The organism is Paraburkholderia sp. J41 (genome assembly GCF_905220235.1).
In the GTDB taxonomy this organism is placed as follows: Bacteria; Pseudomonadota; Gammaproteobacteria; order Burkholderiales; family Burkholderiaceae; genus Paraburkholderia.
The window spans coordinates 22,511-47,661 of record NZ_CAJMZE010000021.1 but is presented as its reverse complement, the minus strand read 5'-3'; the positions used below and the strand labels follow the sequence as shown (position 1 = coordinate 47,661).

Genomic DNA, 25,151 nt, shown 5'->3' with positions numbered 1-25,151 from the left:
TCGTGAAAAAGCGATGGTCGGGTACGTTATTTGGAGCGGTGGGCCGCGAAACGGCGTATTGCGAGGTTCGAAAAAGCCCGTCAGGACGTGTTGGACGGAGCGGGCTCGCGTGGACGCAAAAGAAAACGCCCGGTCGAGCGAACCGGGCGTTGCGGGCAGGCGCCGTGCCGGAAATCAGGCGAGGCAGGCGTCCAGGCCGTCGGTGATGAGATCCTGCGGCAGTTCGATGCCGATGAACACCATCTTGCTGTTCTTCTTTTCGATCGGCAGCCACTTGGCGGCGAGGTCGCTGCCCATCATCTGGTGTACGCCCTGGAACACCACCTTGCGATCGACGCCCTTCATGTAGAGCACGCCCTTGTAGCGCAGGAGGCGTTCGCCGTAGATCTGGAGGATGCCGCCGAGGAAGTCTTCGAGACGGTTCGGGTCGAACGGGCGGTCGCTGCGGTAGACGAACGACTTGATCTTGTCGTCGTGATGCGCGTGATGGTGATGATGGCCGTGATCGTGACCTTCGTGCGCGCACTTGCCGTGGTCGTGGTCGCAATCGGCGTGATCGTGCGCGTGGTCGTGGCCATGATCGTGATGATCGTGCGCGTGGTCGTGCTCGTCCTCGGCGAGGAAATCGGGGTCGATTTCGAGCTTGGCGTTCAGGTTGAAGCCGCGCAGATCGAACACTTCCTTGATGTCGGCTTCGCCAAAATTCACCTGGCGGACTTGCGCCTTCGGGTTCATGTGCAGCACGCGGTGGCGCAGGCCGGCGAGTTCCTTTTCGTCGACGAGATCGGCCTTCGTGATGAAGATGCGATCGGCGAAACCGACCTGGCGCTGCACCACTTCGTGCTCGTCGAGCTGATGGTTGCCGTGCTTGGCGTCCACGAGCGTGATGATCGCGTCGAGCAGGAAGGTGTCGGCGATCTCGTTGTCCATGAAGAAGGTTTGCGCGACCGGGCCCGGATTCGCGAGCCCCGTGGTTTCGATCACCACGCGCTCGAAGTCGAGCTTGCCGTCGCGCTTTTGCTGCGCGAGATCGCCCAGCACGCGCGCGAGGTCGCCGCGAATCGTGCAGCAGATGCAGCCGTTGCTCATCTGGATGATCTGCTCGTTGGCGTCCTGCACGAGAATTTCGTTGTCGATGTTCTCTTCGCCGAATTCGTTCTCGATCACGGCGATCTTCATGCCGTGCTTTTCGTTGAGGATGCGCTTGAGCAGCGTGGTTTTGCCGCTGCCGAGGAAGCCGGTCAGGATGGTGACGGGAATCATGCTGGTTGCCATGCTGTCTGCCTGGAGAGTGTGCGTTCGGGAGCGGTCCGGCGCGCCGCCGGGCCGTCAGTGTTACAACATAACTTCCTATTGAAACATATCTGCGCCGCGCCCGCAGGAGGCGCTCCGACGCGCCGGTTCCGGCGCGTTCGTGCGCCGTTGCGGCCGTTTCGGCGCGTTCGTGCGCCGGCCGTCGAAACGAGCCGAATACGGCGAGCGGAACAAGGCGGCAGATAGGGCCGCGTCAGCCGATTTGCAACAGCAGGCCCTTCAGGTATTCGCCTTCGGGAAACGCCGTGAGCAGGGGATGATCGACGCCCGCGCCGAGCCGCTTGAGGATGCGCGCGTCCACGCGGGCGTCGGCGGCGGCGCCCGCGACGATCTTCTGGAACAGCGCCGAATCGATCGCGCCCGAGCACGAATACGTGAACAGCAAGCCGCCCGGACGCAACAGCTTGAAGCCGGTCAGATTGATGTCCTTGTAGGCGCGCGCGGCGCGGTCCACATGCTCGCGCGAGGCCGCGAACTTGGGCGGATCGAGCACCACGAGGTCGAAGCGCTCGCCTTCTTCGTGCAGGCGGCGCAGCGTCTTGAAGGCGTCGGCGTCGAGCCAGGTCGCGCGTTCGGCGTCGAAACCGTTGGCTTCGACGTTCTTGCGCGCCGTGGCGAGCGCTTCGCCCGACGAGTCGATCGACACCACGCGCGTGGCGCCGCCCTTCATCGCCGCGAGCGAGAAGCCGCCTGTGTAGCAGAAGCAGTTGAGCACTTCGCGCTCGCGCGAGCAGGTCTGCACGAGCGCGCGATTGTCGCGCTGATCGACGTAAAAGCCGGTCTTGTGGCCGTTGCGCACGTCCACGTGATAGCGCACGCCGTTCTCGTTCGTCACGATCGTTTCGGGCGGTTCGTCGCCGGCGAGCCGGCCCGTGGTTTGTTCGAGCCCTTCCTTTTCGCGGATCGAAACGTCCGAGCGCTCGTAGACGTTCGGGCAGCCCGTGACCTGCGTGAGCGCCGCGACGATCGCTTCCTTCCACGCTTCCACGCCCGCCGCCATGAACTGGCTGACGAGTTGCTGGCGCGCACCGGCGTCGTCGGCGACGTAGTGATCGACGATCAGGCCCGGCAGGCCGTCCGCCTCGCCGAAGATCAGGCGCACGGCGCCGGTGTTCGCGACCATCGCGCGGCGCTCGGCCAGCGCGCGCTGCACGCGGCGCTTGAAGAATGCATGGTCGATCGGCTCGTTTTCGTCGAAGCTCCAGATGCGCGCGCGGATCTGCGAATGCGGGCTGTACGCGGCGCGGCCGAGAAAGCGCCCGTCCGCCGCGCGCACGATGACGGTCGCGCCGGGCGCGGGCTTGCCCTCCACGCGATCAATCGCGTTGGCGTAGACCCACGGATGGCGGCGCAGCAGGGATTTTTCTTTCGACGGCTTGAGAGTGACGATATTCATGATGGATTCGATGCTGCTGATGCGGGCGCGTTGCTGACGAAACCGGCGTGAATGCCGGCCGCCGCCATTCAGTCGCGCTTTTTTGCGCGCGGGTGCGCGGTGTCGTAGACCTTCGCGAGATGCTGAAAGTCCAGCGACGTGTAGACCTGCGTGGCCGCGATGCTCGCGTGCCCGAGCAGCTCCTGCACGGCGCGCAGGTCGCCGCTCGATTGCAGCAAATGCGTCGCGAACGAGTGGCGCAGCACGTGCGGATGCACGTTGGCCGGAATGCCCGCGGCAATGGCGGCGCGCTTCACGCGCTCGCGCACCACGCCCGGCGCCATGCGGTTGCCGCGCACGGAGAGAAAGAGCGGCGCGTCGTCGTGCTTCACGAACGCGCCACGCGCGGCGAGCCACGCGTCGAGCGCGTCGAGCGCCTTGGTCCCTACCGGCACCATGCGATGCCGGTTGCCCTTGCCGTGGACTTCCACTTCGGCGGCGTCGCGCTTGAGCCAGCCCGCCGATTCGTAGCCGTCGCGCTTCACGTAGCGCACGTCGAGCCCGACCAGTTCGGCCAGCCGCAAACCCGACGAGTAGAACAGTTCGAGCATCGCGCGGTCGCGCAACGCTTCGGGGCCGTTTTCGTCGGCGCCGCCGATCGCGGGCGCGTTCATGAGCTGCGCGGCATCGTCGACGGAAAGCGCCTTCGGCAGCGTTTTCGCGCCTTTGGGCGCACGCACGGCGGCCACGGGATTCGCTTCGAGTTCCACGCGCCCCGCGAGCCAGCGATAGAACGCGCGCCACGCCGAAAGCCGGTGCGCGATCGAGCGCGCGGACAACCCGCCCGCATGCGCGCGCGCCACGGCGCCGCGCACGTCGGCGGGCGCGAGCGCCGTGAGCGGGCGGCCGTTGGCGAGCTTCTGGAGTTCGCTGAGTTCGTGCGTGTAGCCGCGCAGCGTATGCGCCGAAAGCCGCCGCTCGTGTTCGAGGCTCGCGAGGTAAGCCGCGATATGGGTGTCGACGGGAGCGTCGGCAGGAGCGCGCGTATCGGTGTTGGCGCGGGCGTTGGCGCGGGCGTCGGTCGGATTGGGCGCGTTCACGATCGGGCGGCTCGGCGAGTCAATGCGGGAGCAGACGCGTGAGCGCCGCGCTCGCGAGGGCGCCGATCTGCGTGAGGAAATCGGTGGCCATGCCTTCGTGGAAGCGGCGCGGGTCGGGCGAGCCCATCACGAGCAGGCCGAACGCGCCGGCTTGCGCGGCGCCGTCGGGCGTGGCGACCTGGGTTGGCGGCAGCGCGCGCAGCGCGATGATCGCCACCGACTGCGCGGCGCCTTCGCTCGAATCGAGCCATTGCGCGGCTTCGAAACCGGAGTTCGCGCCGCAATACGGCGTGTCGAGGCTGTTGGCGAAGAGGCGCACTTCCTCGCCCGTGTGGCGCGCGAAATCGGCTTCGGCATAGGCGGGCGCGACGTCCCAGATGCGCAGCGCGGCCTGCGGCACGTCGAACACGTCGCGCAGGTTGTGGGCGATGGTGCGCGGCAGCGCATACGGATCGCGCTCGGCGATCACGCGCGTGGTCCAGCGGCCGAACTTCGTCGCGATCGAATCGTTTTCGTGGCCGTAGCGCAGCAGCTCCGAAAGACGCCGTTCGAGATGCTTGTTCTTCTCGCGCAGCATTTCCATCTGGCGTTCCTGCAACGACACGGCTGCCTTGCCGTGCGGATTGCCGAGCTTGATCGACGAGAGCAATTCGGCATGCTCGACGAAGAAGTCGGGATGGGTGAGCAGGTAGTCGGCGACTTCGCGATCGTTCATGTTGTTGGTGCCGTTGATACGTTGCAAACGTGTTGCAAGAGCGCGCGCGACTTCGCCGGAGGGCAGCGTCACGCGCGCGAACAGGAGGAAACCGTCGCGCGGTTCGACGGGCGGTTCGTCGAAAAGCGATGCGACGAAAAGCGGTTCGTCGAAAAGCGGTTCGTCGAAAAGCGGCGCGGCGGCATGCGGTTCGCCACGTTAATCCGCGAACTCGATCTCGCCTTCGAACACGGTCGCGGCCGGGCCCGCCATGCTGAGCGCGGCCGCTTCGTCGCGCGCGCCGTCCCAGCCGATGGTGAGCGTGCCGCCGTGCGTGCGCACCTTGACGGGCGTGTCGAGCAGCCCGCGCCGGATACCCGCCGCCACCGCCGCGCACGCGCCCGTGCCGCACGCGAGCGTTTCGCCCGCGCCGCGCTCGAACACGCGCAGCCGCACTTCGTGGCGCGAAACGATTTCCATGAAGCCCGCGTTCACCTTGTTCGGAAAGCGCGCATGAGTTTCGATCAGCGCGCCTTCCGCCTTCACCGGGTACGCCTCGACGTTGTCCACGACCTGCACCGCATGCGGATTGCCCATCGACACGGCCGAAATCCAGCGTGTTTCACCGTTCACGTCGAGCGGCCACAGCGTGTCGTTGCCTTCGCGGCGGCCTTCGAGACCGCTCGCGTCGAACGGCACGCGCGCCGGTTCGAAATCGGGCTGGCCCATGTCGACCACGACTTCGCCGTTCTCCTGCATCACGAGCGTGATGGTGCCTTTTTGCACTTGCACGCGAATGCGGTTCGACGCGGTGAGCTTCTGGTCGCGCACGAATTTGACGAAGCAGCGCGCGCCGTTGCCGCAATGCTCGACCTCGCCGCCGTCGCAATTGAAGATGCGATAGCGGAAATCCACGCCCTCGACCGTAGGCTTTTCGACCAGCAGCAGTTGGTCCGCGCCCACGCCGAAATGGCGGTCGGCGAGCGCGCGCACGCGTTCGGGCGTGAGCGCCAGCGGCCGGCTGTAGCCGTCGAGCACGACGAAGTCGTTGCCCGCGCCGTGCATCTTGGTGAATTTGAGTTTCATGCCGTCATTGTAAGCGACGCCCGCGCTCGGCATGCCGCGTCAGTAGACGCTCGGCTCGCCGGGCGGACGCGTCTTGAAGCGCTTGTGTACCCAGTAATACTGCTCCGGCAGATGCGGAATCTGCTCTTCGAGAAAGGCGTTCATGCGGCGCGCGTCGAGTTCGTCGTCGCCGGTCGGGTAGTTGTCCCAAGGCTTGAAGACCTTCAGCCGATAACCCTTGTAATCGGGCAGCACTTCGCCGATGAACGGCACGACCTGCGCATGGCCCACCTTGGCGAGACGCCCGACGGCGGTGAGCGTGCAAGCCGGCACGCCGAAGAAGGGCACGAACGCCGAGTTGCGCATGCCGTAATCCATGTCGGCGCCCAGCATCACCGGCTTTTTGTCGCGCAGCCAGCGCAGCACGGCGCGCGCGCTGTCGGCGCGGCTCACCATTTCCGCGCCGAAGCGGCTGCGCCCCGCCTTCGCCGCGGCTTCGAATTCCGGGTTCGAGAACGGTTGATAGAGCGAGCCGCACGGCCGGTGCAGCGAGTAGTTCAGGAACATCGAGCCCGCTTCGATACCCACGAAGTGCAGGCCGAGAAAGAGCGTGGGCGGCAGGTCCGGATCGGTGAGATCAATGGCGCTGTCGAGCTGCACGAGCTTTTCGAGCTTCTTCGCCGAGCCGAACCATTGGACGCTGCGCTCCATGTAGCTGCGAATGGCGTGGCGAAAATGCAGGCCCGCGATTTCCTCGCGCTTCTCGTCGCTCCATTCGGGAAAGCACAGGCGCAGGTTGGTGTGGACGACGCGCTTGCGGCGGCTCGGAATCTGGTAGAGCAGCCAGCCGAGGCCGTCGCCCAGGCGCGCAACGAAGCCATAGGGTAGGATCGCGAACAGCTTGAGCAAGCCGATTGCGAAGCGGGAGCCGAGTTTGCCTAGCATGCGGCGGCTCCAGCGCGGAGTACCGCAGGCGTGAACGAGGAGAAGGATGCGACTGACAGCACGCGGCGTAACTCTGCGACGAATTAGGGAAGTCGCTATAATAAGGGCTTCGCCGAGTTAATAGACAACTTGCGGGGCGAAGCCGGTTTATCTCGTCCGATCAGGTCGGACACGGGAAGCCGGGCAGCAAATCCGCTAAAGCGTCGCCGCTTCAAGGCATCCGAAGCTGGCTACGTGAACTCAACCGTCACCAGCTACAGGAGCCAGAAACGTGGCAAACGACTATTTCTTCACCTCCGAATCCGTTTCCGAAGGCCATCCCGACAAGGTCGCCGACCAGATCTCGGACGCGATTCTCGACGCCATCCTCACGCAAGACAAATACTCGCGCGTTGCAGCGGAAACGCTGTGCAACACGGGTCTCGTCGTGCTTGCCGGTGAAATCACCACCACGGCCAACGTCGATTACATCCAGGTCGCGCGCGACACGATCAAGCGCATCGGCTACGACAACACGGATTACGGCATCGACTACCGCGGCTGCGCGGTGCTCGTCGCCTACGACAAGCAGTCGCCGGACATCGCGCAAGGCGTGGACCGCGCGCACGACAACAATCTCGATCAAGGCGCCGGCGACCAGGGCCTGATGTTCGGCTATGCGTGCGACGAAACGCCCGAACTGATGCCGCTGCCGATCCACCTTTCGCACCGTCTGGTCGAGCGCCAGTCGAACCTGCGCCGCGACGGCCGCCTGCCCTGGCTGCGCCCCGACGCGAAGTCGCAGGTCACGGTGCGCTACGTCGACGGCAAGCCGCACGCCATCGACACGGTCGTGCTCTCCACGCAGCATTCGCCGGACATCGACCTCGGCACGCTGCGCGAAGCCGTGATCGAGGAAGTCATCAAGCCGGTGCTCCCGGCCGACCTCATCAAGGGCGACATCAAGTTCCTCGTGAACCCGACCGGCCGCTTCGTGATTGGCGGCCCGCAAGGCGATTGCGGTCTCACGGGCCGCAAGATCATCGTCGATACCTACGGCGGCGCGGCCCCGCACGGCGGCGGCGCGTTCTCGGGCAAGGACCCGTCGAAGGTGGACCGCTCGGCGGCCTACGCGGGCCGTTACGTGGCGAAGAACCTCGTGGCCGCCGGCCTCGCGTCGCGCTGCCTGATCCAGGTGTCGTACGCGATCGGCGTGGCGGAACCCACGTCGGTCATGGTCAACACGTTCGGCACCGGCAAGGTGTCGGACGCGACCATCACGAAGCTCGTGCGCGAGCACTTCGACCTGCGTCCGAAGGGCATCATCCAGATGCTCGACCTGCTGCGTCCGATCTACGAAAAGACCGCCGCTTACGGCCACTTCGGCCGCGAGGAGCCGGAATTCTCGTGGGAAGCCACCGACCGCGCGCTCGCGCTGGCCGAAGCCGCCGGCACGGAGCCGGTCGTCGAACTGGCCTGAGCCGTTCGCTCGCGCGCTGGCGGCAACGCCGCGCGCGCGATGAAACAAACCCCGCAGGGCGCACGCCCATGCGGGGTTTTTTATTTTCGGCGCGAGAAAAGGCGGACGCGAACGCGGGCGGTTCGCGCGCGCTCAGCGCATCGCGAATCCGAACCAGCCCGTGCTGCTCGCGCCCATGCGGCGCGGGCGGCGCGTGTTGCGCGCGGCGTGGACCGTGGCGGGCGCGGCGAGCGAGCGCAGCGGCGCGTTCGGGCGATAGAGCAGCGTGCGCAGCGAAAAGTGGCGCGCGCCGGCGCGCAGGCGCAGCACGGAGAAGAACGAGTGGAACCACGTTCGCATGCTGTCGACCGGCTTCACGTCGCGCACCATGGCGCCGAGCGCGCGGGTGCGGGCCGCGTGGTGGCGCAGCGCGCGGGTCGCATGGCGGGCGGGACGCGCGGCCTTGAGGGCGGCGCGGGACAAGCTGCGGCTGTTGAAAAGGGTATGCATGGCCTGGGTTGATGCGGTTTCGGAATGCGCCTCGCGCGACGCAGGGCGTCGAGCAGCAAGTGTGCCTGTCATGGTTTCGTCACGATGAAGGGAGGGCGAACGACAGGCCGGCGGGCGCGGCAACACATGCGACGTGACAAGGATGCCGCCGCGAGCGCGCCGTGCGGCGAGCGTTTGCGGCAATTCGTCCGTGCGATGCCTTTTTTCTGAGATGGAACGACATGCGCGCAGACTACACGCGAAAGATGACGCCCGAAAGTCGGTTAATACCCGGCCCCGCCCGATTTCGATGCAGCCGATCGCGCCCTTTCTCGCCATCGCGGTGCGCGTGCGCCGTTTGCGTGCGGCGAAGCGAAATCGCGGTTTTTCAGCGCAATTCAGGCAGCGATGATTGCGATTGGTACCCGATTGCGCCGCCGGTCCGGCATCGGCGAAAACCGCCCGCGCGCACCGGTGCGCCGCGATGCGGGCCAGCGGCGCCGCCGGCCGTTCGCGCACGCTTTACAATCGCAGGATCGGCATGCGCCGACGCCGCGCCCGAGGTGACGAAAGACGCGTCACGCGCCGCGGTCCTTGCAGGCATCGAGATCGCATCAACGGAAGTCCCATGTCAGTCCAGTCAAAGAAAGAACAGGTGCGGACGCTGCGCGAGCGCGGCTTCGTGGTCGTGCCGGGGCTCGTCGCGCCCGAGCGTTGCGCGGCGATCAAGCGCGCGGCCGAGGCGCAACTGCTCGCGGCCGCCGCGCCGCTCGAATTCGAAGCCGATTTGCGATACCCCGGCGCGCCCCAATCGAAAGACGCGCCGGGCGGCCACACGGTGCGGCGTCTGCTCGACGCGTATTCGCGGCACCAGCTCTTTCGCGAATGGGCCGTGTCGCCGGAAATCGCGGGATGGATGGAAGTGTATTTCGGCGAGGAGCCGGTGCTTTCGCGCGCGCACCACAACTGCATGATGACGAAGCATCCCGCCTACGGCAGCCTGACCGGCTGGCATCGCGACGTGCGCTACTGGTCGTTCGAGCGCGACGATCTGGTTTCGGTGTGGCTCGCGCTCGGACCGGAGACGAAGGAGAACGGCGGCCTGTGGTTCGTGCCGGGCTCGCACGACGCGCCGTTCACTTCGGAGCGCTTCGACGGCGCGAAATTCTTCCGCACCGATCTGCCCGAGAACCAGGCGTGGATCGACCGCGCTCTCGCGCCCACGCTCGCGGCCGGCGACGTGGTGTTCTTCCACTGCAACACGCTGCATTCGGCGGGACAAAACCAGAGCGACGACGTGAAGTTCTCGCTCGTTTATACGTACCACGGCGCGAGCAACGTGCCGCTGCCCGGCACGCGCTCGGCGGCGACGCCCGAAGTCAGGCTCTGAGGCCGCGGCGCCGGGCGGCGCGACGAAGCGAGTGCCGCGCGACGCAATTTTTTAGCGGCTTTCGATGCTCGATGGCGAACTGTGACGCTTTACGTGCGCGATGCGCAGTCGAGCGCGTAGTCGAGTGCGTAGTCAAGTGCGATAGGGCTTCAGGCGCGCGATACGGTTCGAGCGAGGCGCGGCCTGGCGAGGCGCGGCTTCCCGCGCGCCGCACGGAATCACGCGCGCGCCGCACTCATCGCCGCCGTCCCGAGAGCGCGAGACCGGTGATGCCGGCGAGCGTGGCGGCCGCGCCGGCCACGATCAGCAGGATCGTGCGATTGGTCGGCGCGCCCGTGAAGAGGCGCGACATGTCGTTCGAGAACGAGTGAAACGACTGACCGCCGAAGTACAGCAGAACCACGCCGCAGGCGATCAGCGCGATGGAAGCCACTTTGGCCATGAACCACCTCCCGCATAGGAACGAGGCCGCAGTGTAGGCGAGCGCTGGGCGGGCGTCCACCGCGCGCCGCCGGCGCGGAACGTGAAGGCCGAACACTTCGTCCCGCATACTGGGCCTCTGCACGCCGCGCGCGGATTGGCTAACATAGCGGCCTCACCCGATCGAGACACGGCGTATCGAAACACGATCGAGGCGCGGTCGAAACACGGTCGAAACACGGTCGAAACACGGTCGAGGCACGATGGACGCACGATCGAGGCGCGGTAAATACGGCGTGACGAGACCGGCGCGCGATTGCCGCTACACCCTGGCGGAGACGACATCGGCGGCAGCGCCCGCCATCGCCTTTCCGCTTTTTCCCAACGTTTTTGCCGAGGAACCAGACCATGGCCTACGAAGCCGCTTCTGAACGCTATTCAGACATGCAGTACCGCTTTTGCGGCAAGTCGGGGCTCAAGCTGCCCGCGTTGTCGCTCGGCCTGTGGCACAACTTCGGCGACACCACGCCGATCTCGACTCAACGCGAGATTCTGCGCACCGCGTTCGATCTCGGCATCACGCACTTCGACCTCGCGAACAACTACGGGCCGCCGTACGGCAGCGCGGAAACCAACTTCGGCCGCATTTTCGCCGACGACTTCCGCCCGTATCGCGACGAACTGCTGATCTCGTCGAAGGCGGGCTGGGACATGTGGCCGGGTCCGTACGGCCAGGGCGGCGGCTCCCGCAAATACGTGCTCGCAAGCCTCGACCAGAGCCTGAAGCGCATGGGCCTCGATTACGTCGACATCTTCTATTCGCACCGCTTCGACGTGGACACGCCGCTCGAGGAAACCGCGGGCGCGCTCGCCACGGCCGTGCAGCAGGGCAAGGCGCTGTACGTGGGCATTTCGTCGTATTCGCCGCAGAAAACGCGCGAAATGGCCGCGCTGCTTGCCGAGCACAAGGTGCCGCTGCTGATCCACCAGCCGTCGTACAACATGCTCAACCGCTGGATCGAGCAAGGCTTGCTCGACACGCTCGACGAAGTGGGCGCGGGCAGCATCGCGTTTACGCCGCTCGCGCAAGGGCTGCTCACGAACAAGTATCTGAACGGCGTGCCGGACGACGCGCGCGTGAATCGCCCGGGCGGCGGCTCGCTCAAGGGCGAGCATCTGAGCGCGCAGAATCTCGATCACGTGCGCAAGCTCAACGAGATCGCGCAGCGCCGCGGTCAAAGCCTCGCGCAGATGGCGATCGCGTGGACGCTGCGCGGCGGCCGCGTGACTTCGGCGCTGATCGGCGCGAGCCGCGCGGAGCAGGTGCGCGAGAACGTCGCCGCGCTGAAGAACCTGGAATTCTCGAAGGAAGAACTGGCCGAGATCGACCGGTTCGCGACCGAAGGCGGCGTCAATCTCTGGGAAAAGCCTTCGACGGATCAGCACATCTGAGTCGCTACGCGTGCTTCACGTCACGCGATGCATCGTTGCGACGCCTCTTGCGCTCGCATCGTGAATCGCGATCGAAACCGCCTCTTTGCGAGGCGGTTTTTTTGTGCGTTCGGTGTGCGAAACAAGCGGGAATCAAGCGGGAATCAGGCGGGAATACGCCGTAACGGGCCGTTCTTCGCGCTGTCATGCGTCGCTGCTAACGTCGCGGCAACCTGAGCCGCGAGGAACCCGCGATGGAGTCGACGAGCGCCGAAACGCCCGTGTTTGCCGCACCTGCCGAATGCACCGAATGTGTAGAACGCGCCCAACGTAAAGAACGCACCGAACGTAAAGAACGCACCGAACGCCACGCGGCCGCGCGCGTCAATCCCTTGCTGATCGCGCTCGCGTGCGCGGCGCTCGTCTACGAACTCGCGGCCTTGCCGCTGCTGCTGCGTGCGCCGCACGTGGCGCTGCTCACGCTCACGCTTTTTCCGGTGGTGCTCGTCACGCCCATTCACTGGGGACTCGTGCATGAAGGCATTCACGGCCAGTTGTTTCGCGCGCGCGGCGCGAACGAGCGCGTCGCGCGTGCGCTCGCGATCGGCCTTGCGTTGCCGTTCGACGCTTGATCAACGCGCTTGGATCAACGCGCCTTGATCGACGCGCCTTGATCGACGCGCCTTGATCGACACGCTTCAAGCAACGCGCTTTGATCAACGCACTTTGATCAACGCGCCTCGAACGACGCTCCCGGCTCGCGCAGCGAAGCGCGCTACATGAGCGCCGGCAACGCCTCGACGAGCACCACGGCCACCATCGCACCGATCAACGCGCCCACGACGCGCAACGTGTTGTGCCGGAATTCGGTGGCGCAGGGCAGCGCGCCGAGAAAGAGCGCGCCCGCGAGCGCCATCGGGATGATCATTACGAAATCGCCGACAGTGAAATAGCCTTGCATGCTCGTCTCCTTGTTTATCGGCGGCGAAGTCGCACCAATTCGTGTGCTTGTGGTCGTCATGCGTGCGGCATCGCGCGCAGGACGCAGCGGCTTCGGGCCTGAATCGAGTATAGGTGAGGGTTTCGAGCGTGGCGGCGCGCGGCGATGCGGCATGCGTGAACGCCCTGTTCCCCGCGCCGCCGCCAGGCCTTGAGCCACGCGCCTGTGCGGCAGACGACGGGTGTCGTCACCCCTTCTCCACTCTTACGGCGCCGGCTTTCTCAGGATTACGAAGTGCTTTCGATTGCGAATGCCGGCGCTTGGGAAACGATGCAGCATGCGGCGTGCCGATGTCGATGCATGCCGATGCGTGCCGGTGCATCGGGCACGCGCGTTGTCGTTGTCTCACGCCGCCGCGGCGCGCTCGCGCGCACGCAACACGAACGCGCCCGCGAGGCCCGCGACGAGCAGCGCGATCACGAGTCCGGCCACGCCGCCCCAGCCCATCGACGTCCAGAAGTGGCCGCCCGCCGAACCCATGACGCTCGATCCGAGGTAGTACGCGAGCAGATAGAGCGCGGCGGCCTGGCCCTTCGCTTCGCGCGCGAGCCGGCCGACCCAGCCGCTCGCGACCGAGTGCCCGGCGAAGAAGCCGATCGTGAGGCAGGCGATGCCCGCCGCAATCGCGCCGATCGGCGTGCAGAGCGTGAGCGCGACGCCGAGCAGCATCGTCAGCAGCGCGCCGATCAGCACGCGGCCGCGCCCGAACATGTCGGCCATGCGGCCCGACCACGGCGACGCCACCACGCCCGTGAGATAAACGAGAAAGATCGCGCCGATCTCGGCCTGGCTCATGCGATACGGCGGCGCGATCAGCCGGTAGCCGATGTAGTTGTAGAGCGTGACGAAGCTGCCCATCAGCACGAAACCCATCGCGAACAGCACGGGCAGGCCGGGCCGCGCGAAGGTGCGCGCGAGCGCCGCGCGATGGTGCGCGAAGCCGAGTCCGCGCCGGGGCGCGAAATGGCGCGACGGCGGCAGCAGCGAGCGGAACGCGAACATCGAAGCGAGGCCCAGCACGCCGATGGTGGCCACGGCCACGCGCCAGCCCAGCAGATCCGTGACGACGCCGGTAATCACGCGCCCGGCCATGCCGCCGATGGCGGTGCCGCCCACGTACAAGCCCATCGAAAGGCCGAGCCCTTCGGGATGCATTTCCTCGGCGAGCCACGCCATGGCGACGGCGGGCACGCCGCCGAGCGCGATGCCTTCGAGCGTGCGCAGCACGAGCAGCTCGTGCCAGTGCGGCACGCAGGCGGCGGCGAGCGTGAGCAGCGAGGACGCGCAGAGCGAGGCCGTCATCATGCCGCGCCGGCTCCAGCCTTCGGAGACGAAGCCCGCGACGAAAATGGCGATGGCGAGCGCGGCGGTGCTGAACGAGAGCGCGAGGCTCGACTGCGCGGGGCTCACGCCGAAGGTTTCGGAGAACGCGGGCAGCAGCGGCTGCACGCAGTAGAGCAGCGAGAACGTGGCGTAACCGGCGAACAGCAGCGCGAGGCTCGCGCGCCAGAAAGCGGGCGTGCCGCGCTCGATATACGGGACGGCGGCGGTCGAGGGCGCGGCGTGATGGCGGTCGGCGCCCGGTGAAACAGTCACGACGGAAACTCCAGGATTAGGGGAAAACCCTGAACGATACGCCTGTTGCGCATTCGATGCGGCGAACGTCGCGGCTTGGGGCGGTTTTGCGGCGTTCGCGTCGATGAATTCCCGCCGATGGATTTCCGCCGATGGATTCCCGTCGATAAATTCCCGTCGATGGATTCCCGCCGACAGATTCCCGCCGTTGGATTCCCGCCGACAAATTCCCGCCGACAAATTCCCGCCGACAAATTCCCGCCGACAAATTCCCGCCGACAAATCCCCGCCGACAACTTCCGCCGATAAGCCGCCGCGTTGCGCCTCCTCAGCCTGGCGCGCTGGCGGGCGCGGCCGCGCCTGCCTTGCCGGGATGCACCAACGCGTCGTCCGAAGGCAGATCGCTCGCGCTCCAGCCGCCGCCCAGCGCCTTCACGAGCGCGACGCTCGCCGCCATGCGCCGCCGCGCGATGGCCACCGCCTGCCGTTCGTTGGCGAGCGCCGTGGTTTGCGCGACCACGACGTCGAGATACGTGATCGCGCCGCTCTGATAGCGGCTTTGCACCGTGGCGAGCGTGCGCTGCGCGGCCGTCACGGCGCGGTCCTGCGCCGCCGCTTCCTGTTCGAGCACACGCAGCGTCGCGAGGTTGTCCTCGACTTCGCCGAACGCGTCGAGCACGGTTTCGCGATACTGCGCCACGCTCTCGTCGTACTGCGCGCGCGCCGCCTCGCGCACCGCCTCGCGGCCGCCGAAATCGAGCAGCGTGCCCGCGAGCGCCGGCCCGAGCGACCAGAAGCGCGCGGGCGCCATGAGCCACTGGCCGTAGTTGGTCGCTTCCACGCCGCCCGTGACCGCGAGCATGAGGCTCGGGAAGAACGCCGCCGTCGCCACGCCCACTTCGGCGTTCGCGGCGGCCACGCGGCGCTCGGCGGCGGCGATGTCGGGGCGCCGTTCGAGCAGCGTGGACGGCACGCCCGGCGGGCTCGCGACGGCGCGCACGCTGTACGCCGCCTCGGGCGCGACGGGCAGCGAGAACGTGGAGGGCGACTGGCCGATCAGGATGCCGATCGCGTGTTCGAGCTGCGCGCGTTGCACGCCGAGATCAATAGCCTGCGCCTGGGTCGTTTGCAGTTGCGTCTGCGCCTGGCCCACGTCGGCGTCGGTGGCAATGCCGCCCTCGTAGCGATGCTGCGTGAGATCGAGCGAGTCGCCGTAAGCCGCGATGGCGTCGTCGATCAACTGGCGCTCGCGGTCGATGCCGCGCAGCTCGAAGTAGTCGGTCGCGAGTTCGGCCTGCATCGAAAGCAGCACGGCCTGCATGTCGGCGGCGCTCGCCTGCGCGTTGGCCTTGGCGGCTTCCACGCTGCGCGCGACGCGGCCCCACAGATCGGGCTCCCAGGTGGCATCGAGGCCCGCCGAATAGTCGTTGATCGTATGCCCGGCCTTCGCGGTGTAAAGCACGTTCTGCGAGGTGCGCGCGCGCGAGAAGTCGCCGCTCGCCGTCACGACCGGAAAGAACTGCGAGCGCTGCTGCGCCACGTTGGCGCGCGCCGCGCGAAAGTGCGCCTGCGCCGCGAGCACGTTCTGGTTCGCGCCCGCCACCTTCGCTTCGAGCGCGTTCAGCGCGGCGTCGCCGTAGATCGTCCACCACGCGCCGCGCGAGGCCTGGTCGGCGGGTTGGGCGAGCGTCCAGCCGGTGCCCTCGAGTTCCTTGTAGGTTGCCGCGACAGGCAGCGCCGGGCGCCGGTAGTCGGGGCCCGGCGCGCAGCCGCCAAGCGTGGCGAGCGCGGTGGCGAGCGCGATCAGGCGAGCCGGGCCGCGCTTCATGACGCCGGCTTCCGTTGCTGAACGGCGGCGCCCGCCGCGCTCGCGCCGTGCGTCGAAGCGGCTTCGGCGCCGGCTTGCTGGCCGCCGTTCGCGCCATTCGCGCCGTTCGCGCCGTTCGCACCGTTCGCGCCATGCGGCGCGACGATGCGCACCGGCGTGCCGTCGACGATCGAATCCTGCGGATTGACGATCACGCGCTCGCTGCCCGCGAGGCCGGCGGCCACGGCCACGCGCGTGCCGTAGTCGGTGCCGAGCGTGACGTCGACGAGCTTCACGCGGTTGTTCGCATCGACGGTTGCGACTTTCACGCCGCTCGGGCGGAACAGGAACGCGTTGCCCGGCAGCGTGAGCGGCGTGGCCGAGCCGTCGAGCGCGAAATGCACCTGCGCGTAAGCGCCCGGCAGCAGATCGCCCGCGCGGTTGTCCACGGCCACTTCCACGAGCATCGTGCGCTGCGTGGGATCGACCGCGCCCGCCGTGCGCGCGATCGTGCCGGGATAATGCCTGCCCTGGGTTTCGTTGAGCGTGAGGAACGCCGGCTGGCCCGCGCGAATCTGCTGCGCGTACGCCTGCGGCACGTTCGCGTAGACGCGCAGCTTGTCGGCCTGCGCCACATGGAACAGTTCCTTTTGCGAAGTGCCGCCGTTGCCCGCGTCGATCAGCGCGCCCACGTCCACGTTGCGCGCCGTCACGATGCCGTCGAACGGCGCCGTCACCTTCTCGTACGACTGCAACTGCGCGAGCCGCGAAACGTTGAAGCGCGCGGCGTCGAGCGTCGCTTGCCTCGCGAGCATGTTGCCGACTTTTTCGTCGGTGTCCTGCTTCGAGACCGAGCGGTTTTGCAACATCTGCTGCCAGCGTTCGGCCGTGGTTTTCGCGAGCGTGTAGTTCGCCTGGGCGTTGGCGAGATCGGCGCGCGCGGCGCGCAGTTGATCGTCCACTTCGGGCGCGTCGATTTCGGCGAGCAACTGGCCCGCCTTCACGTGCGCGCCGATGTCGAAGTACCACTTGCGCAGATAGCCGCTCGTGCGCGCGTAGATCGGCGTGTCGAGAAACGCCTGCACGTTGCCGGGCAGCACGAGGTCGAGCGCGCGCGCCGAGCGCTGCGGCTTGACCACCTGCACCGAGAGCGTGCTCGCGGCCTGCGCGTCGCGTTCGAGCGCCGCATGCGCGCTGTGGCGCGACCAGATGCCCTGCGCGGCGAGGCCGATCACCACGAGCGCGGCGACCACGAGCGGCCAGCGCCGCGGCTTGCGCGGAGTTCGTCCGTCTGGCTCGTGCGGTTCGGGCGTGGGGGTTGAAGTCGTCATGACGAAGTAAGGCGAATGGACGCGAAGTTACGATTTAGGCACGACGTTCTCGAGCACGCGGCGGCGGCGTTCGCCGAGCTTGCGATAGACGAGCGAGAACACCACGGGCACGAAGATCAAGGTGGCGAGCGTGCCGACGGCCAGGCCGCCGATCACGGCGCGCCCGAGCGGCGCGTTCTGCTCGCCGCCTTCGCCAAGGCCGATCGCCATCGGCACCATGCCGATCACCATTGCGAGCGCGGTCATCAGCACGGGGCGAAAACGCGTATAGCCCGCCTCGATCGCGGCGCGCGCCGCGTCGCCGTGCTCGCGCAACTGCTCGCGCGCGAAGCTGATGACGAGAATCGAGTTGGCCGTGGCAATGCCGATACACATGATCGCGCCCGTGAGCGCCGGAATGGAGAGCGTGGTGTGCGTGAGGAACAGCATCCAGACGATGCCCGCGAGCGCGCCCGGCAGCGCCGTGATGATGATGAACGGATCGAGCCACGACTGGAAGTTCACGACGATCAGCAGATACACGAGCACGATCGCGAACACGAGCCCCACGAGCAGGCCGGAAAACGAATCGTTCATGGTCTGCACCTGGCCGCGCAGTTCGATCGTCGAGCCCTTGGGCAATTGCGCGCGGCTTTCGTCGATGATTTTCGCGATGTCGTCGGAAACCGCGCCCAGATCGCGGCCGTCGGCGGTGCCGTAAATGTCGATGGTGGTTTGCGCGTTGTAGTGCGTGACCACGGCGTTGCCGGCCACGCGCTGCATGCTCGCGAGCGAGCCGAGAATGTTGCTGCGGCCGTTCGCGGTGAGCGGAATGTTGGCGAGCGATTGCAGCGAATCCATCGTGTATTGCGGCGCTTCCGTCACCACGTTGTAGCTCACGCCGTTGCGCGGATTGAGCCAGAACGTGGGCGTGGTCTGCTGGCTGCCCGAAAGCGTGATGAGCAGATCGCTCGCCACGTCCTTCTGCGTGAAGCCCGCTTGCTGCGCGCGCGTGCGGTCGACATCGATGAAGATGCGCGGCAGGTCGGCGGGCTGCTGGATGCGCGCGTCGGCGAAACCGGGCACGCCGCGCAGGCGCGCGAGCAGCTTCGCGGCGAACGCCCGATTGCCCGCCACGTCGCGGCCCACCACTTGCACGTCGATGGGCGAGGGCATGCCGAAGTTGAGCGTCTGGCTCACGATGTCGGCGGGCAGGAAGGCGAACTGCACGCCGGGGAATTCGGCGTTGAGCGTGCGGCGCAGCGTGCGCACGTAGCCGGCGCTCGCGTGGTGGTCCTCGTTGAGCGTGATGAGCACGTCCGCGTCCGAAGTGCCGATGGTGCCCGTATTGCTGTACGAGAGGTTGATGCCCGAGACCGGCAGGCCGATGTTGTCGATGATCGAATGCAGCTCGGCTTTCGGAATCAGCTCGCGTATGCGCTTGTCCACGCGGTCGGTGAGCACGGCGGTTTCTTCCACGCGCATGCCGGTTTTCGCGCGCAGGTGCAGCGCGATCGTGCCCGCGTCCACTTGCGGAAAGAAGTCGCGGCCGAGAAACGGCATGAGCAGCATCGAAGCGCCGCAGCAGCCCAGAAAGATCGCCACGAACCAGACGGGATGCCTCACGCGCGCTTCCAGAAAGCCGCGATAACGCCCGCGCAGCCGCTCGAATCCGCGCTCGAACGCGAGATGCACGCGCATGAACGGATTGCGCGACCGCGCGTTCGCATGCAGGTCGGCGGGCTTGTGGTGATGGCGCATCAAATACATCGCGAGCGTGGGCACGAGCGTACGCGAGAAGAAGTACGACGCGAGCATCGCGAACACCACGGCTTCGGCGAGCGGAATGAAGAGGTAGTGCGCCACGCCCGTGAGCAGGAACATCGGCACGAACACGATGCAGATGGAGAGCGTGGAGACGAGCGTGGGAATGGCGATCTGATGCGCGCCGTCGAGAATCGCCTGTTCGAGCGTCTTGCCCTGCTCGAGCTGCTGGCTGATGTTTTCGATCGCGACCGTGGCGTCGTCCACCAGAATGCCCACGGCGAGCGCGAGCCCGCCGAGCGTCATGATGTTGATGGTTTCGCCGAGCGCGGAAAGCGCGATCAGCGAGGTGATCATCGAAAGCGGAATCGACACCGCGATGATGAGCGTCGCGCGCCAGTTGCCGAGAAAGAGCAGGATCATCAGCGCCGTGAGCGCGGCCGCGATGAGCGCCTCGCGCAGCACGCCCTGCACGGAGGCGCGCACGAACAGCGATTGATCGGCGACGGGGTCGATGTTGAGCGAAGGCGGCACGAGATTGCGCAGCGTGGGCATCATCGACTTGATGCGATCGACGATGTCGAGCGTGGACGTGTTGCCGGTCTTGTTGATCGACAGCATGGAGGCGCGCTGGCCGTCCACGCGCACGATGTTGGTTTGCGGCACGAAGCCGTCGCGCACGTGCGCGATGTCGCGAATGTAGATCGTGCCGTTCGCCGTGGTTTTCACCGGAATATCGTTCAAGCCTTCTATGCTGGCGGGGCTTGCGTTCATCGTCACCGAATACTCGGTCGCGCCGATCTTTGCGGTGCCCGAAGGCAGGATGAGGTTTTGCGCGCTGATCGCGTTGACCACGTCGCTCGGCGCGAGGTTGTGCTGCTGCAACGCGCGCTGGTCGATGTCCACCATGATCTGCCGCTGCTTGCCGCCATAAGGCAGCGGCGCGGAGGCGCCCGGCACCGTGGCCAGTTGCGTCTTGAGGAAGTTGTTGCCGTAGTCGAACAGTTCCTGTTCCGTGAGTTGCGGCGAGGAAAGCGAAAGCCGCAGGATCGGCACCGTGGACGCGTTGTAGCGCAGGATGTTCGGCGGCGTGATGCCCGGCGGCAACTGGCGCAATTGCGTTTGCGAGAGCGAGGTGACTTCGGCGAGCGCCTCCTGAATGTTCGCGTGCGGCTGGAAGAAGATCTTCACGACGGCAATGCCGTTGAGCGAAGTCGATTCGGTGTGCTCGATATCGTTGACCGCCGTGGAAAGGCCGCGCTCGTAATTGAGCACGATGCGCCGTTCCATTTCGTCGGCGGGCAGGCCCGTGTAAGACCAGATCACCGAAAGCACCGGAATGTCGATGTTCGGGAAGATGTCGGTGGGCGTGCGCAGGATCGTCAGCGGCCCGACGATCATCAGCAGCAACGCGAGCACGACGAACGTGTACGGGCGCTTGAGCGCGAGTCGAACAATCCACATGGAACGGCAGGTCCCTTCGCTGATGTCGGCGTGGTTTTTGCGCGGCTCTGCGGCCGCATGCGCAAACGCACAGGTTGTCGGTCTCGTGGGGCCGGTTGCGGCCGGCGGGCGCATCGCGCGCTTTGCGTTCGCGACGAAAGCGCGGGCAAATCGCCTGAAAAATGCGCGCGAAAAATGCGGCCGCGGATTTGCTACGGTGTGCGATGCAATGCCGGCGCCCCGGTTGATGGGACAGGACTATAGCGCCTGTGCGCGGCACTTAGCGTACTTTTTGCGACGGGCCGCCTGCAAGAGCGCGTAATGTGGGGTTTACCATCTGTTACAGTGAGCGCTGCGTTGTTGCCGTGGATGTAAAAATGCGACGCCGAACTTATGGCCAGGCGACGTTTTTTATGAGGCGGTGCGCGCGCAAAGTGCGCAACGGGCACGGCGCGTGAATAACGCTCCCCTATTATTTCGCTTTGCTCAGGCGCTCAAACAGGCAACAATAGGTTGACCGACGGGTCGACCGGCGGTCTCGCAGGCCAGCACCGCGGCGAGTCGAAGGGGAATTGGATGCGCGCGCAACCGACGGTGCGCATCGGTTTTTGTCAGCATACCGACCGGCTTTCTTTCGAGGGCGCCGGCAAAGGTAACGGGGAAACATCATGCAAATCGGTTCTATCGTCCGCTCCGTTCATATCGCCGTGCCGCAAGGCGCGCGCGGCATCGTCATGCGTCTTCTCGGCGACATGGCCATGGTGACCTGGTACGCCGGGGAGCCTGGCGCGTCCGCGCAGCTCAATACCGAGCCCTTCTTTCTCGAAGACCTGATCGACACGGGCGAGCAGGTGATGCCCGCCGGCGCGCAGATTCATTGACGGTGCCCGTTTCGAGTCGCGTCTGACTCGTATTTGATTCCGTGACGCGCACCCCGCGCGTCACGCGTACCGATACCGCACGGCCTGCGGGCTGCGCCGTGGCCGCGCGCGCCTACGTTTTGCGCCAACGCTCCGCGCCAATGTTCCGCGCCTGCCGTCGCGCCGAGCGAGCGCCAACGTCCCGCTGAACGCTCGCAAGCTCACAAGCCAACGCTCGACGCGCACACGCCGATTCGCCCGGCCGGCCCGCAAAGAGGCACAATTGCGGGCATGAGCCTCGAACCTTCCTCCTTTTCTCACGAGCCCGGCGACGCCGGCGAGCGCGTTGCACCCTACGCGCGCCTTACGCCCGAGTGCGTGCTCGACGCGCTGGACAGCGTGCTGATACCCGCGAACCGCCGCACCGACGGCCGCATGCTCGCGCTCAACAGCTACGAGAACCGCGTGTATCAGGTCGGCGTGGAAGACGGGCCGCCGCTCGTCGCCAAGTTCTATCGCCCCGAACGCTGGAGCGACGAGGCGATTCTCGAAGAGCACGCCTTCGTGGCCGAACTCGCCGCGCGCGAGATTCCGGCCGTGCCCGCGCTCGCGTTCGAAGGCCGCACGCTGCATACGTATGAAGGTTTCCGCTTCGCGCTGTTCGAGCGGCGCGGCGGCCGCGCACCCGATCTCGACCGCAGCGACACGCTCGAATGGCTCGGCCGCTTTATCGGCCGCATTCATGCCGTGGGCGCGACCGAAGCGTATCGCGCGCGCCCGGCCATCGACATCGAAACCTTCGGCCGCGAGCCGCGCGCGTATCTGCTCGAACACGGTTTCGTGCCGCGCGATTTGCGCGAGGCGTGGCAAACCGTGGCCGATCTCGCGCTCGAAGGCGTGCAGGCCGCGTTCGAGCGCGCCGGCACGTTGCGTTCCTTGCGCCTGCACGGCGACTGTCACCCGAGCAACGTGCTCTGGACCGACGCAGGCCCGCATTTCGTCGATTTCGACGACAGCCGCATGGGCCCCGCGATTCAGGATCTCTGGCTGCTCCTGCCCGGCGACCGCGCGGGCGCCTCCAGCGCGCTTGCCGATCTGCTTGCCGGTTACGAGGACTTCTGCGAGTTCGAGCCGCGCGAGCTGCATCTCGTCGAAGCGCTGCGCACGCTGCGGCTCATTCACTATTCGGCGTGGCTCGCGCGCCGCTGGCACGACCCCGCGTTTCCCGCCGCGTTTCCGTGGTTCAACACGCAACGCTATTGGGAAGAGCGCATTCTCGAATTGCGCGAGCAGATCGGCGCGATGCAGGAAGGGCCGCTCTGGCCGGTGTGAAGCGCAGGCGTCGTCGCTTTTTCGAGCTTGGCGTCGCGGCGCGCTTGCCGCGACTCGCCTCGCCGCGATCGACCATGATCGACCGCGACTGACCGCGACCCGCCGCGGCATTCACTGCGCGCTCGGCGCGAGGCCGGGCGCGGACGTCAGCGCCGAAGGCTTCACGATCAACTGCGCGCGCAGATCGCGCGCCATCGTCTCGAACGCGGGCCGCATCTGCGTGAAATCGTCGGGGCTGCACACGTCGCTCGCGAAATGCGTGTGGCCCGTGCGCGTCACGCTCAGCACGTTGGCGGCGGAATCGAGCGCATAGTGCGAGCGGAAATCGATCCAGCGATTGTCGGCATGCTGCGGGATGGGCACGTCGAGCACCCGCATGCCGGCCGGCAGCGCGATGCGCGCGCGCTCGGTCACCACCACGTTGCGGCACATGAACGGCTGCGTGCGGCGCGGCTCGCCGAGCCAGTAGCGCAGCGAAGCGTCGAGCCCGCCCACGAAGCTCGTGAGCGTGGGCACGGGCGTGGTCATCTCCGGGTCGACAAAGCCGTCGAAGGTGCCCGTGAGCGTGAGCACGAGCGGGCCGCCGGTGGCGTCGAGCGAACTTGACGCGAGCGTGGCGCTGCCGCGCAGGTTCGCGTTGCGCAACTCCCATTGCAGCGATTCCTCGCGCTGCGCGGGCGTTTGCAGACGCAGCACGCTGCGCGTCTGTTCCGCCGACCAGCCTTGCGCCTGCAAGCGATAAACGAAGCGCGCGCTGCCGTCGGCGGCCACGGTGATGTCGAGATCGCTGTCGCGCGTGGTGGTGGCCGTGGCGGGCGTGCGCAACTGCGTGCCGTCGCCGGCGAGCACGGCCGCGCGGTCCATGTCCGTCGAAGGCAGATAGCCGAACTCGATGTTGCTGGCCGTCGAATCCGCGAATATCTGCAAGTCCGGCAGCCAGGTGATGACGTGATTGATCACGCCGAAGCCGGGCACGGCGGGCAGCGTGTAGACGGTGCCGCTGTTGATGAGCGCGGGGGTGTTGCGCACGCCCACGGCGTCGAGCAGCGCGCCGTAGAGCGCGACGTGGTCCTTGCAGTCGCCGTAGCGGTTCGCGAGCACTTCGCTCGCGCGATGCGGCACGATCTCGCCGCGCCCCACGTTGATCGCCACATAGCGGATATTGCGGCGCACCCAGTCGTAGAGCGTTTGCGCTTTCGCGCGCGGCGTGCCGTCGCGGGCCGTGAGCGTTTGCGCGAGCCGGACGATGCGCGCGTCGCGCGTGGTGGCGTCGGCGGAGGCTTCGCGATAGACCGTCGCGAACGCGGCGTAGTCGGGGAACGTGGAAACCATCAGCCGGTCGCCGTAACTTACGTAGGCCACCGAACCATATTCGAGGCGCCCGAAATTCGCCTTGTCGTAGCGATATTCGTAACGCGTGCGGCCATGCTGCGTGACGGGCGCGAGCGCCGCGAAGCCGCGCGCATCGGCATAGAGCGGCACGCTCGCGGGCAGGTCGTAGATCACGCGAAAGTTGCGCGTGGGCGCGAGATCGGGCGGCGTGAAGTCGCTGAACCAGCCCGGCACGAACGGCACGCGCTGGGTTCTGCGCCAGGTGAGATGCACGCGCGCGCCGGGCTCGACGGCCGGAAACACGATCACCTTGTCCTGCACGTCCTGGAACATCGGCGCATCGAACGAACGCACTTCCTGCACGTCGCGAATCTGCTCGGGACGCACGTCGTGACGGCCGCCCGACGGGTCTTCCGTCCATGCTTCGAGAATGTCGACGTGCGCCATCTCGCGGTTGAACCACACGTAATACTGGCCGGCGCGCGCGACGCCCGCTTCGGTATTGATGCGCAGCGTGAGCGTGTCGAGTTTCGTGTACGAGCCGTCGGTGTTGACGGTGAAGGTCTGCGTTTCGCCTTCGTTCGTGTAAGGCGCCTGGGCGGCTTCCAGGCTCGTGCCTCGGCCCGCGTTTGCGTTTGCGTTGGCGGTTGCGGCGAGGGGCGCGGCGCTCGGCGGCATGTCCGCGGCGCGCGCCGGCGCGAGCGAGGCCATGACCGCGAGCGCGGCCGCAAGCAGCGCAAGGCGGGGCGCCGGAAGATGCGCCGGAAGATGGGCCGGAAGATGGGCCGCGAAGCGCGCCCGGAATCGCCCGAGAAAGCGCCTTAGGAAGCGCGCCGGGAATCGCTCCAGGAATCGCCCCACGAATCGCGTAAAGAAAGGCGCAAGGAAAGGCGCAAAGCACGGCGCGACGAGAAAGGCAGCGCGAGGGACAACGAGGGCGAGGCGCATGAGAGGCTCGGCGAATGTCGGGTCACGAAAACGTCACGGGCTACGTTTGTGACTTAAAAACGGGTCGAATTCGTTGTCAAGCGGGTGGGCCGCACAGCGCGCGAGGTCGGCGCGGCGCG

General features: G+C 66.8%; 20 protein-coding genes. 6 read left to right on the top strand and 14 right to left on the bottom strand.

What is annotated here, in order from left to right:
• Nucleotides 1–174: 174 nt before the first annotated feature.
• The 6 genes from U5805_RS21205 to U5805_RS21180 form a co-directional block, all read right to left on the bottom strand.
• A complete protein-coding gene (locus tag U5805_RS21205; protein ID WP_322105460.1) occupies nucleotides 175–1,275 on the bottom strand; it encodes a GTP-binding protein in 1,101 nt (366 codons plus the stop codon).
• 232 nt (nucleotides 1,276–1,507) lie between these two features.
• Nucleotides 1,508–2,710, bottom strand: coding sequence for a class I SAM-dependent rRNA methyltransferase (locus U5805_RS21200; RefSeq protein ID WP_322105459.1), 1,203 nt, complete (start codon nucleotides 2,708–2,710; stop codon nucleotides 1,508–1,510).
• A 68-nt stretch (nucleotides 2,711–2,778) separates the two neighbouring features.
• Complete coding sequence (xerC, locus tag U5805_RS21195) at nucleotides 2,779–3,699, bottom strand: tyrosine recombinase XerC (protein WP_322105507.1); 921 nt, start codon at nucleotides 3,697–3,699, stop codon at nucleotides 2,779–2,781.
• 109 nt (nucleotides 3,700–3,808) lie between these two features.
• The gene (locus U5805_RS21190) at nucleotides 3,809–4,504 is read right to left on the bottom strand and encodes a DUF484 family protein (RefSeq protein ID WP_322105458.1); all 696 of its coding nucleotides are present in this window, start codon (nucleotides 4,502–4,504) and stop codon (nucleotides 3,809–3,811) included.
• 198 nt (nucleotides 4,505–4,702) lie between these two features.
• Nucleotides 4,703–5,569: a diaminopimelate epimerase gene (gene dapF / locus U5805_RS21185; protein ID WP_322105457.1), complete on the bottom strand. Its 867-nt coding sequence runs from the start codon at nucleotides 5,567–5,569 to the stop codon at nucleotides 4,703–4,705.
• A gap of 39 nt (nucleotides 5,570–5,608) precedes the next feature.
• The gene (locus tag U5805_RS21180; protein WP_322105456.1) at nucleotides 5,609–6,493 is read right to left on the bottom strand and encodes a lipid A biosynthesis lauroyl acyltransferase; all 885 of its coding nucleotides are present in this window, start codon (nucleotides 6,491–6,493) and stop codon (nucleotides 5,609–5,611) included.
• A 271-nt stretch (nucleotides 6,494–6,764) separates the two neighbouring features.
• Here U5805_RS21180 and metK point away from each other — a divergent pair, with 271 nt between their 5' ends.
• Entirely contained in the window at nucleotides 6,765–7,952 is a 1,188-nt protein-coding gene (gene metK, locus U5805_RS21175; RefSeq protein WP_322105455.1) for a methionine adenosyltransferase, read from the top strand.
• Between the two features lie 132 nt (nucleotides 7,953–8,084).
• On the opposite strand, the gene U5805_RS31850 is transcribed toward metK, so the two are convergent.
• On the bottom strand, nucleotides 8,085–8,939 hold the full coding sequence (locus U5805_RS31850) for a hypothetical protein (RefSeq protein ID WP_415914640.1): 855 nt from the start codon (nucleotides 8,937–8,939) through the stop codon (nucleotides 8,085–8,087).
• A 109-nt stretch (nucleotides 8,940–9,048) separates the two neighbouring features.
• On the opposite strand from U5805_RS31850, the gene U5805_RS21165 reads away from it, so the two are divergent.
• The gene (locus tag U5805_RS21165) at nucleotides 9,049–9,810 is read left to right on the top strand and encodes a phytanoyl-CoA dioxygenase family protein (protein ID WP_322105454.1); all 762 of its coding nucleotides are present in this window, start codon (nucleotides 9,049–9,051) and stop codon (nucleotides 9,808–9,810) included.
• 235 nt (nucleotides 9,811–10,045) lie between these two features.
• Here U5805_RS21165 and U5805_RS21160 read toward each other — a convergent pair whose 3' ends face one another.
• Entirely contained in the window at nucleotides 10,046–10,252 is a 207-nt protein-coding gene (locus U5805_RS21160; protein ID WP_322105453.1) for a DUF3185 family protein, read from the bottom strand.
• Nucleotides 10,253–10,638: 386 nt separating this feature from the next.
• Between U5805_RS21160 and mgrA the strand changes: the two genes are divergently transcribed.
• Both mgrA and U5805_RS21150 read left to right on the top strand, forming a co-directional pair.
• A complete protein-coding gene (gene mgrA / locus U5805_RS21155; protein WP_322105452.1) occupies nucleotides 10,639–11,682 on the top strand; it encodes an L-glyceraldehyde 3-phosphate reductase in 1,044 nt (347 codons plus the stop codon).
• A 233-nt stretch (nucleotides 11,683–11,915) separates the two neighbouring features.
• Entirely contained in the window at nucleotides 11,916–12,293 is a 378-nt protein-coding gene (locus tag U5805_RS21150; protein WP_322105451.1) for a hypothetical protein, read from the top strand.
• A 143-nt stretch (nucleotides 12,294–12,436) separates the two neighbouring features.
• Here U5805_RS21150 and U5805_RS21145 read toward each other — a convergent pair whose 3' ends face one another.
• The 5 genes from U5805_RS21145 to U5805_RS21125 all read right to left on the bottom strand — a co-directional run bounded on the left by U5805_RS21145 (nucleotide 12,437) and on the right by U5805_RS21125 (nucleotide 20,581).
• The gene (locus U5805_RS21145; protein ID WP_322105450.1) at nucleotides 12,437–12,622 is read right to left on the bottom strand and encodes a hypothetical protein; all 186 of its coding nucleotides are present in this window, start codon (nucleotides 12,620–12,622) and stop codon (nucleotides 12,437–12,439) included.
• Between the two features lie 384 nt (nucleotides 12,623–13,006).
• Nucleotides 13,007–14,257 (bottom strand): MFS transporter, encoded by a 1,251-nt coding sequence (locus U5805_RS21140; RefSeq protein WP_322105449.1) that lies wholly within the window; start codon nucleotides 14,255–14,257, stop codon nucleotides 13,007–13,009.
• 307 nt (nucleotides 14,258–14,564) lie between these two features.
• Complete coding sequence (locus U5805_RS21135; RefSeq protein ID WP_322105448.1) at nucleotides 14,565–16,064, bottom strand: efflux transporter outer membrane subunit; 1,500 nt, start codon at nucleotides 16,062–16,064, stop codon at nucleotides 14,565–14,567.
• Nucleotides 16,061–17,374, bottom strand: a complete 1,314-nt coding sequence (locus U5805_RS21130) for an efflux RND transporter periplasmic adaptor subunit (protein ID WP_322105447.1) — start codon at nucleotides 17,372–17,374, stop codon at nucleotides 16,061–16,063. The genes U5805_RS21135 and U5805_RS21130 overlap by 4 nt, the downstream gene beginning before the upstream one ends.
• Before the next feature lie 27 nt (nucleotides 17,375–17,401).
• Nucleotides 17,402–20,581: an efflux RND transporter permease subunit gene (locus tag U5805_RS21125; protein ID WP_322105446.1), complete on the bottom strand. Its 3,180-nt coding sequence runs from the start codon at nucleotides 20,579–20,581 to the stop codon at nucleotides 17,402–17,404.
• A gap of 647 nt (nucleotides 20,582–21,228) precedes the next feature.
• Here U5805_RS21125 and U5805_RS21120 point away from each other — a divergent pair.
• Nucleotides 21,229–21,441 (top strand): hypothetical protein, encoded by a 213-nt coding sequence (locus U5805_RS21120; RefSeq protein ID WP_322105445.1) that lies wholly within the window; start codon nucleotides 21,229–21,231, stop codon nucleotides 21,439–21,441.
• 270 nt (nucleotides 21,442–21,711) lie between these two features.
• The gene (locus U5805_RS21115; RefSeq protein WP_322105444.1) at nucleotides 21,712–22,752 is read left to right on the top strand and encodes a serine/threonine protein kinase; all 1,041 of its coding nucleotides are present in this window, start codon (nucleotides 21,712–21,714) and stop codon (nucleotides 22,750–22,752) included.
• A 111-nt stretch (nucleotides 22,753–22,863) separates the two neighbouring features.
• Here U5805_RS21115 and U5805_RS21110 read toward each other — a convergent pair whose 3' ends face one another.
• Nucleotides 22,864–24,795: a DUF3857 and transglutaminase domain-containing protein gene (locus U5805_RS21110; protein WP_322105443.1), complete on the bottom strand. Its 1,932-nt coding sequence runs from the start codon at nucleotides 24,793–24,795 to the stop codon at nucleotides 22,864–22,866.
• Nucleotides 24,796–25,151 lie beyond the last annotated feature (356 nt).

What these genes read in the sequence shown, in the direction of transcription:
- U5805_RS21205 (WP_322105460.1), bottom strand. Translation starts at nt 1,275, where the DNA reads ATGGCAACCAGCATGATTCCCGTCACCATCCTGACCGGCTTCCTCGGC.
- U5805_RS21200 (WP_322105459.1), bottom strand. Translation starts at nt 2,710, where the DNA reads ATGAATATCGTCACTCTCAAGCCGTCGAAAGAAAAATCCCTGCTGCGC.
- U5805_RS21190 (WP_322105458.1), bottom strand. Translation starts at nt 4,504, where the DNA reads ATGAACGATCGCGAAGTCGCCGACTACCTGCTCACCCATCCCGACTTC.
- dapF (WP_322105457.1), bottom strand. Translation starts at nt 5,569, where the DNA reads ATGAAACTCAAATTCACCAAGATGCACGGCGCGGGCAACGACTTCGTC.
- U5805_RS21180 (WP_322105456.1), bottom strand. Translation starts at nt 6,493, where the DNA reads ATGCTAGGCAAACTCGGCTCCCGCTTCGCAATCGGCTTGCTCAAGCTG.
- U5805_RS21165 (WP_322105454.1), top strand. Translation starts at nt 9,049, where the DNA reads ATGTCAGTCCAGTCAAAGAAAGAACAGGTGCGGACGCTGCGCGAGCGC.
- U5805_RS21160 (WP_322105453.1), bottom strand. Translation starts at nt 10,252, where the DNA reads ATGGCCAAAGTGGCTTCCATCGCGCTGATCGCCTGCGGCGTGGTTCTG.
- mgrA (WP_322105452.1), top strand. Translation starts at nt 10,639, where the DNA reads ATGGCCTACGAAGCCGCTTCTGAACGCTATTCAGACATGCAGTACCGC.
- U5805_RS21150 (WP_322105451.1), top strand. Translation starts at nt 11,916, where the DNA reads ATGGAGTCGACGAGCGCCGAAACGCCCGTGTTTGCCGCACCTGCCGAA.
- U5805_RS21145 (WP_322105450.1), bottom strand. Translation starts at nt 12,622, where the DNA reads ATGCAAGGCTATTTCACTGTCGGCGATTTCGTAATGATCATCCCGATG.
- U5805_RS21135 (WP_322105448.1), bottom strand. Translation starts at nt 16,064, where the DNA reads ATGAAGCGCGGCCCGGCTCGCCTGATCGCGCTCGCCACCGCGCTCGCC.
- U5805_RS21130 (WP_322105447.1), bottom strand. Translation starts at nt 17,374, where the DNA reads ATGACGACTTCAACCCCCACGCCCGAACCGCACGAGCCAGACGGACGA.
- U5805_RS21125 (WP_322105446.1), bottom strand. Translation starts at nt 20,581, where the DNA reads ATGTGGATTGTTCGACTCGCGCTCAAGCGCCCGTACACGTTCGTCGTG.
- U5805_RS21120 (WP_322105445.1), top strand. Translation starts at nt 21,229, where the DNA reads ATGCAAATCGGTTCTATCGTCCGCTCCGTTCATATCGCCGTGCCGCAA.
- U5805_RS21115 (WP_322105444.1), top strand. Translation starts at nt 21,712, where the DNA reads ATGAGCCTCGAACCTTCCTCCTTTTCTCACGAGCCCGGCGACGCCGGC.
- U5805_RS21110 (WP_322105443.1), bottom strand. Translation starts at nt 24,795, where the DNA reads ATGGCCTCGCTCGCGCCGGCGCGCGCCGCGGACATGCCGCCGAGCGCC.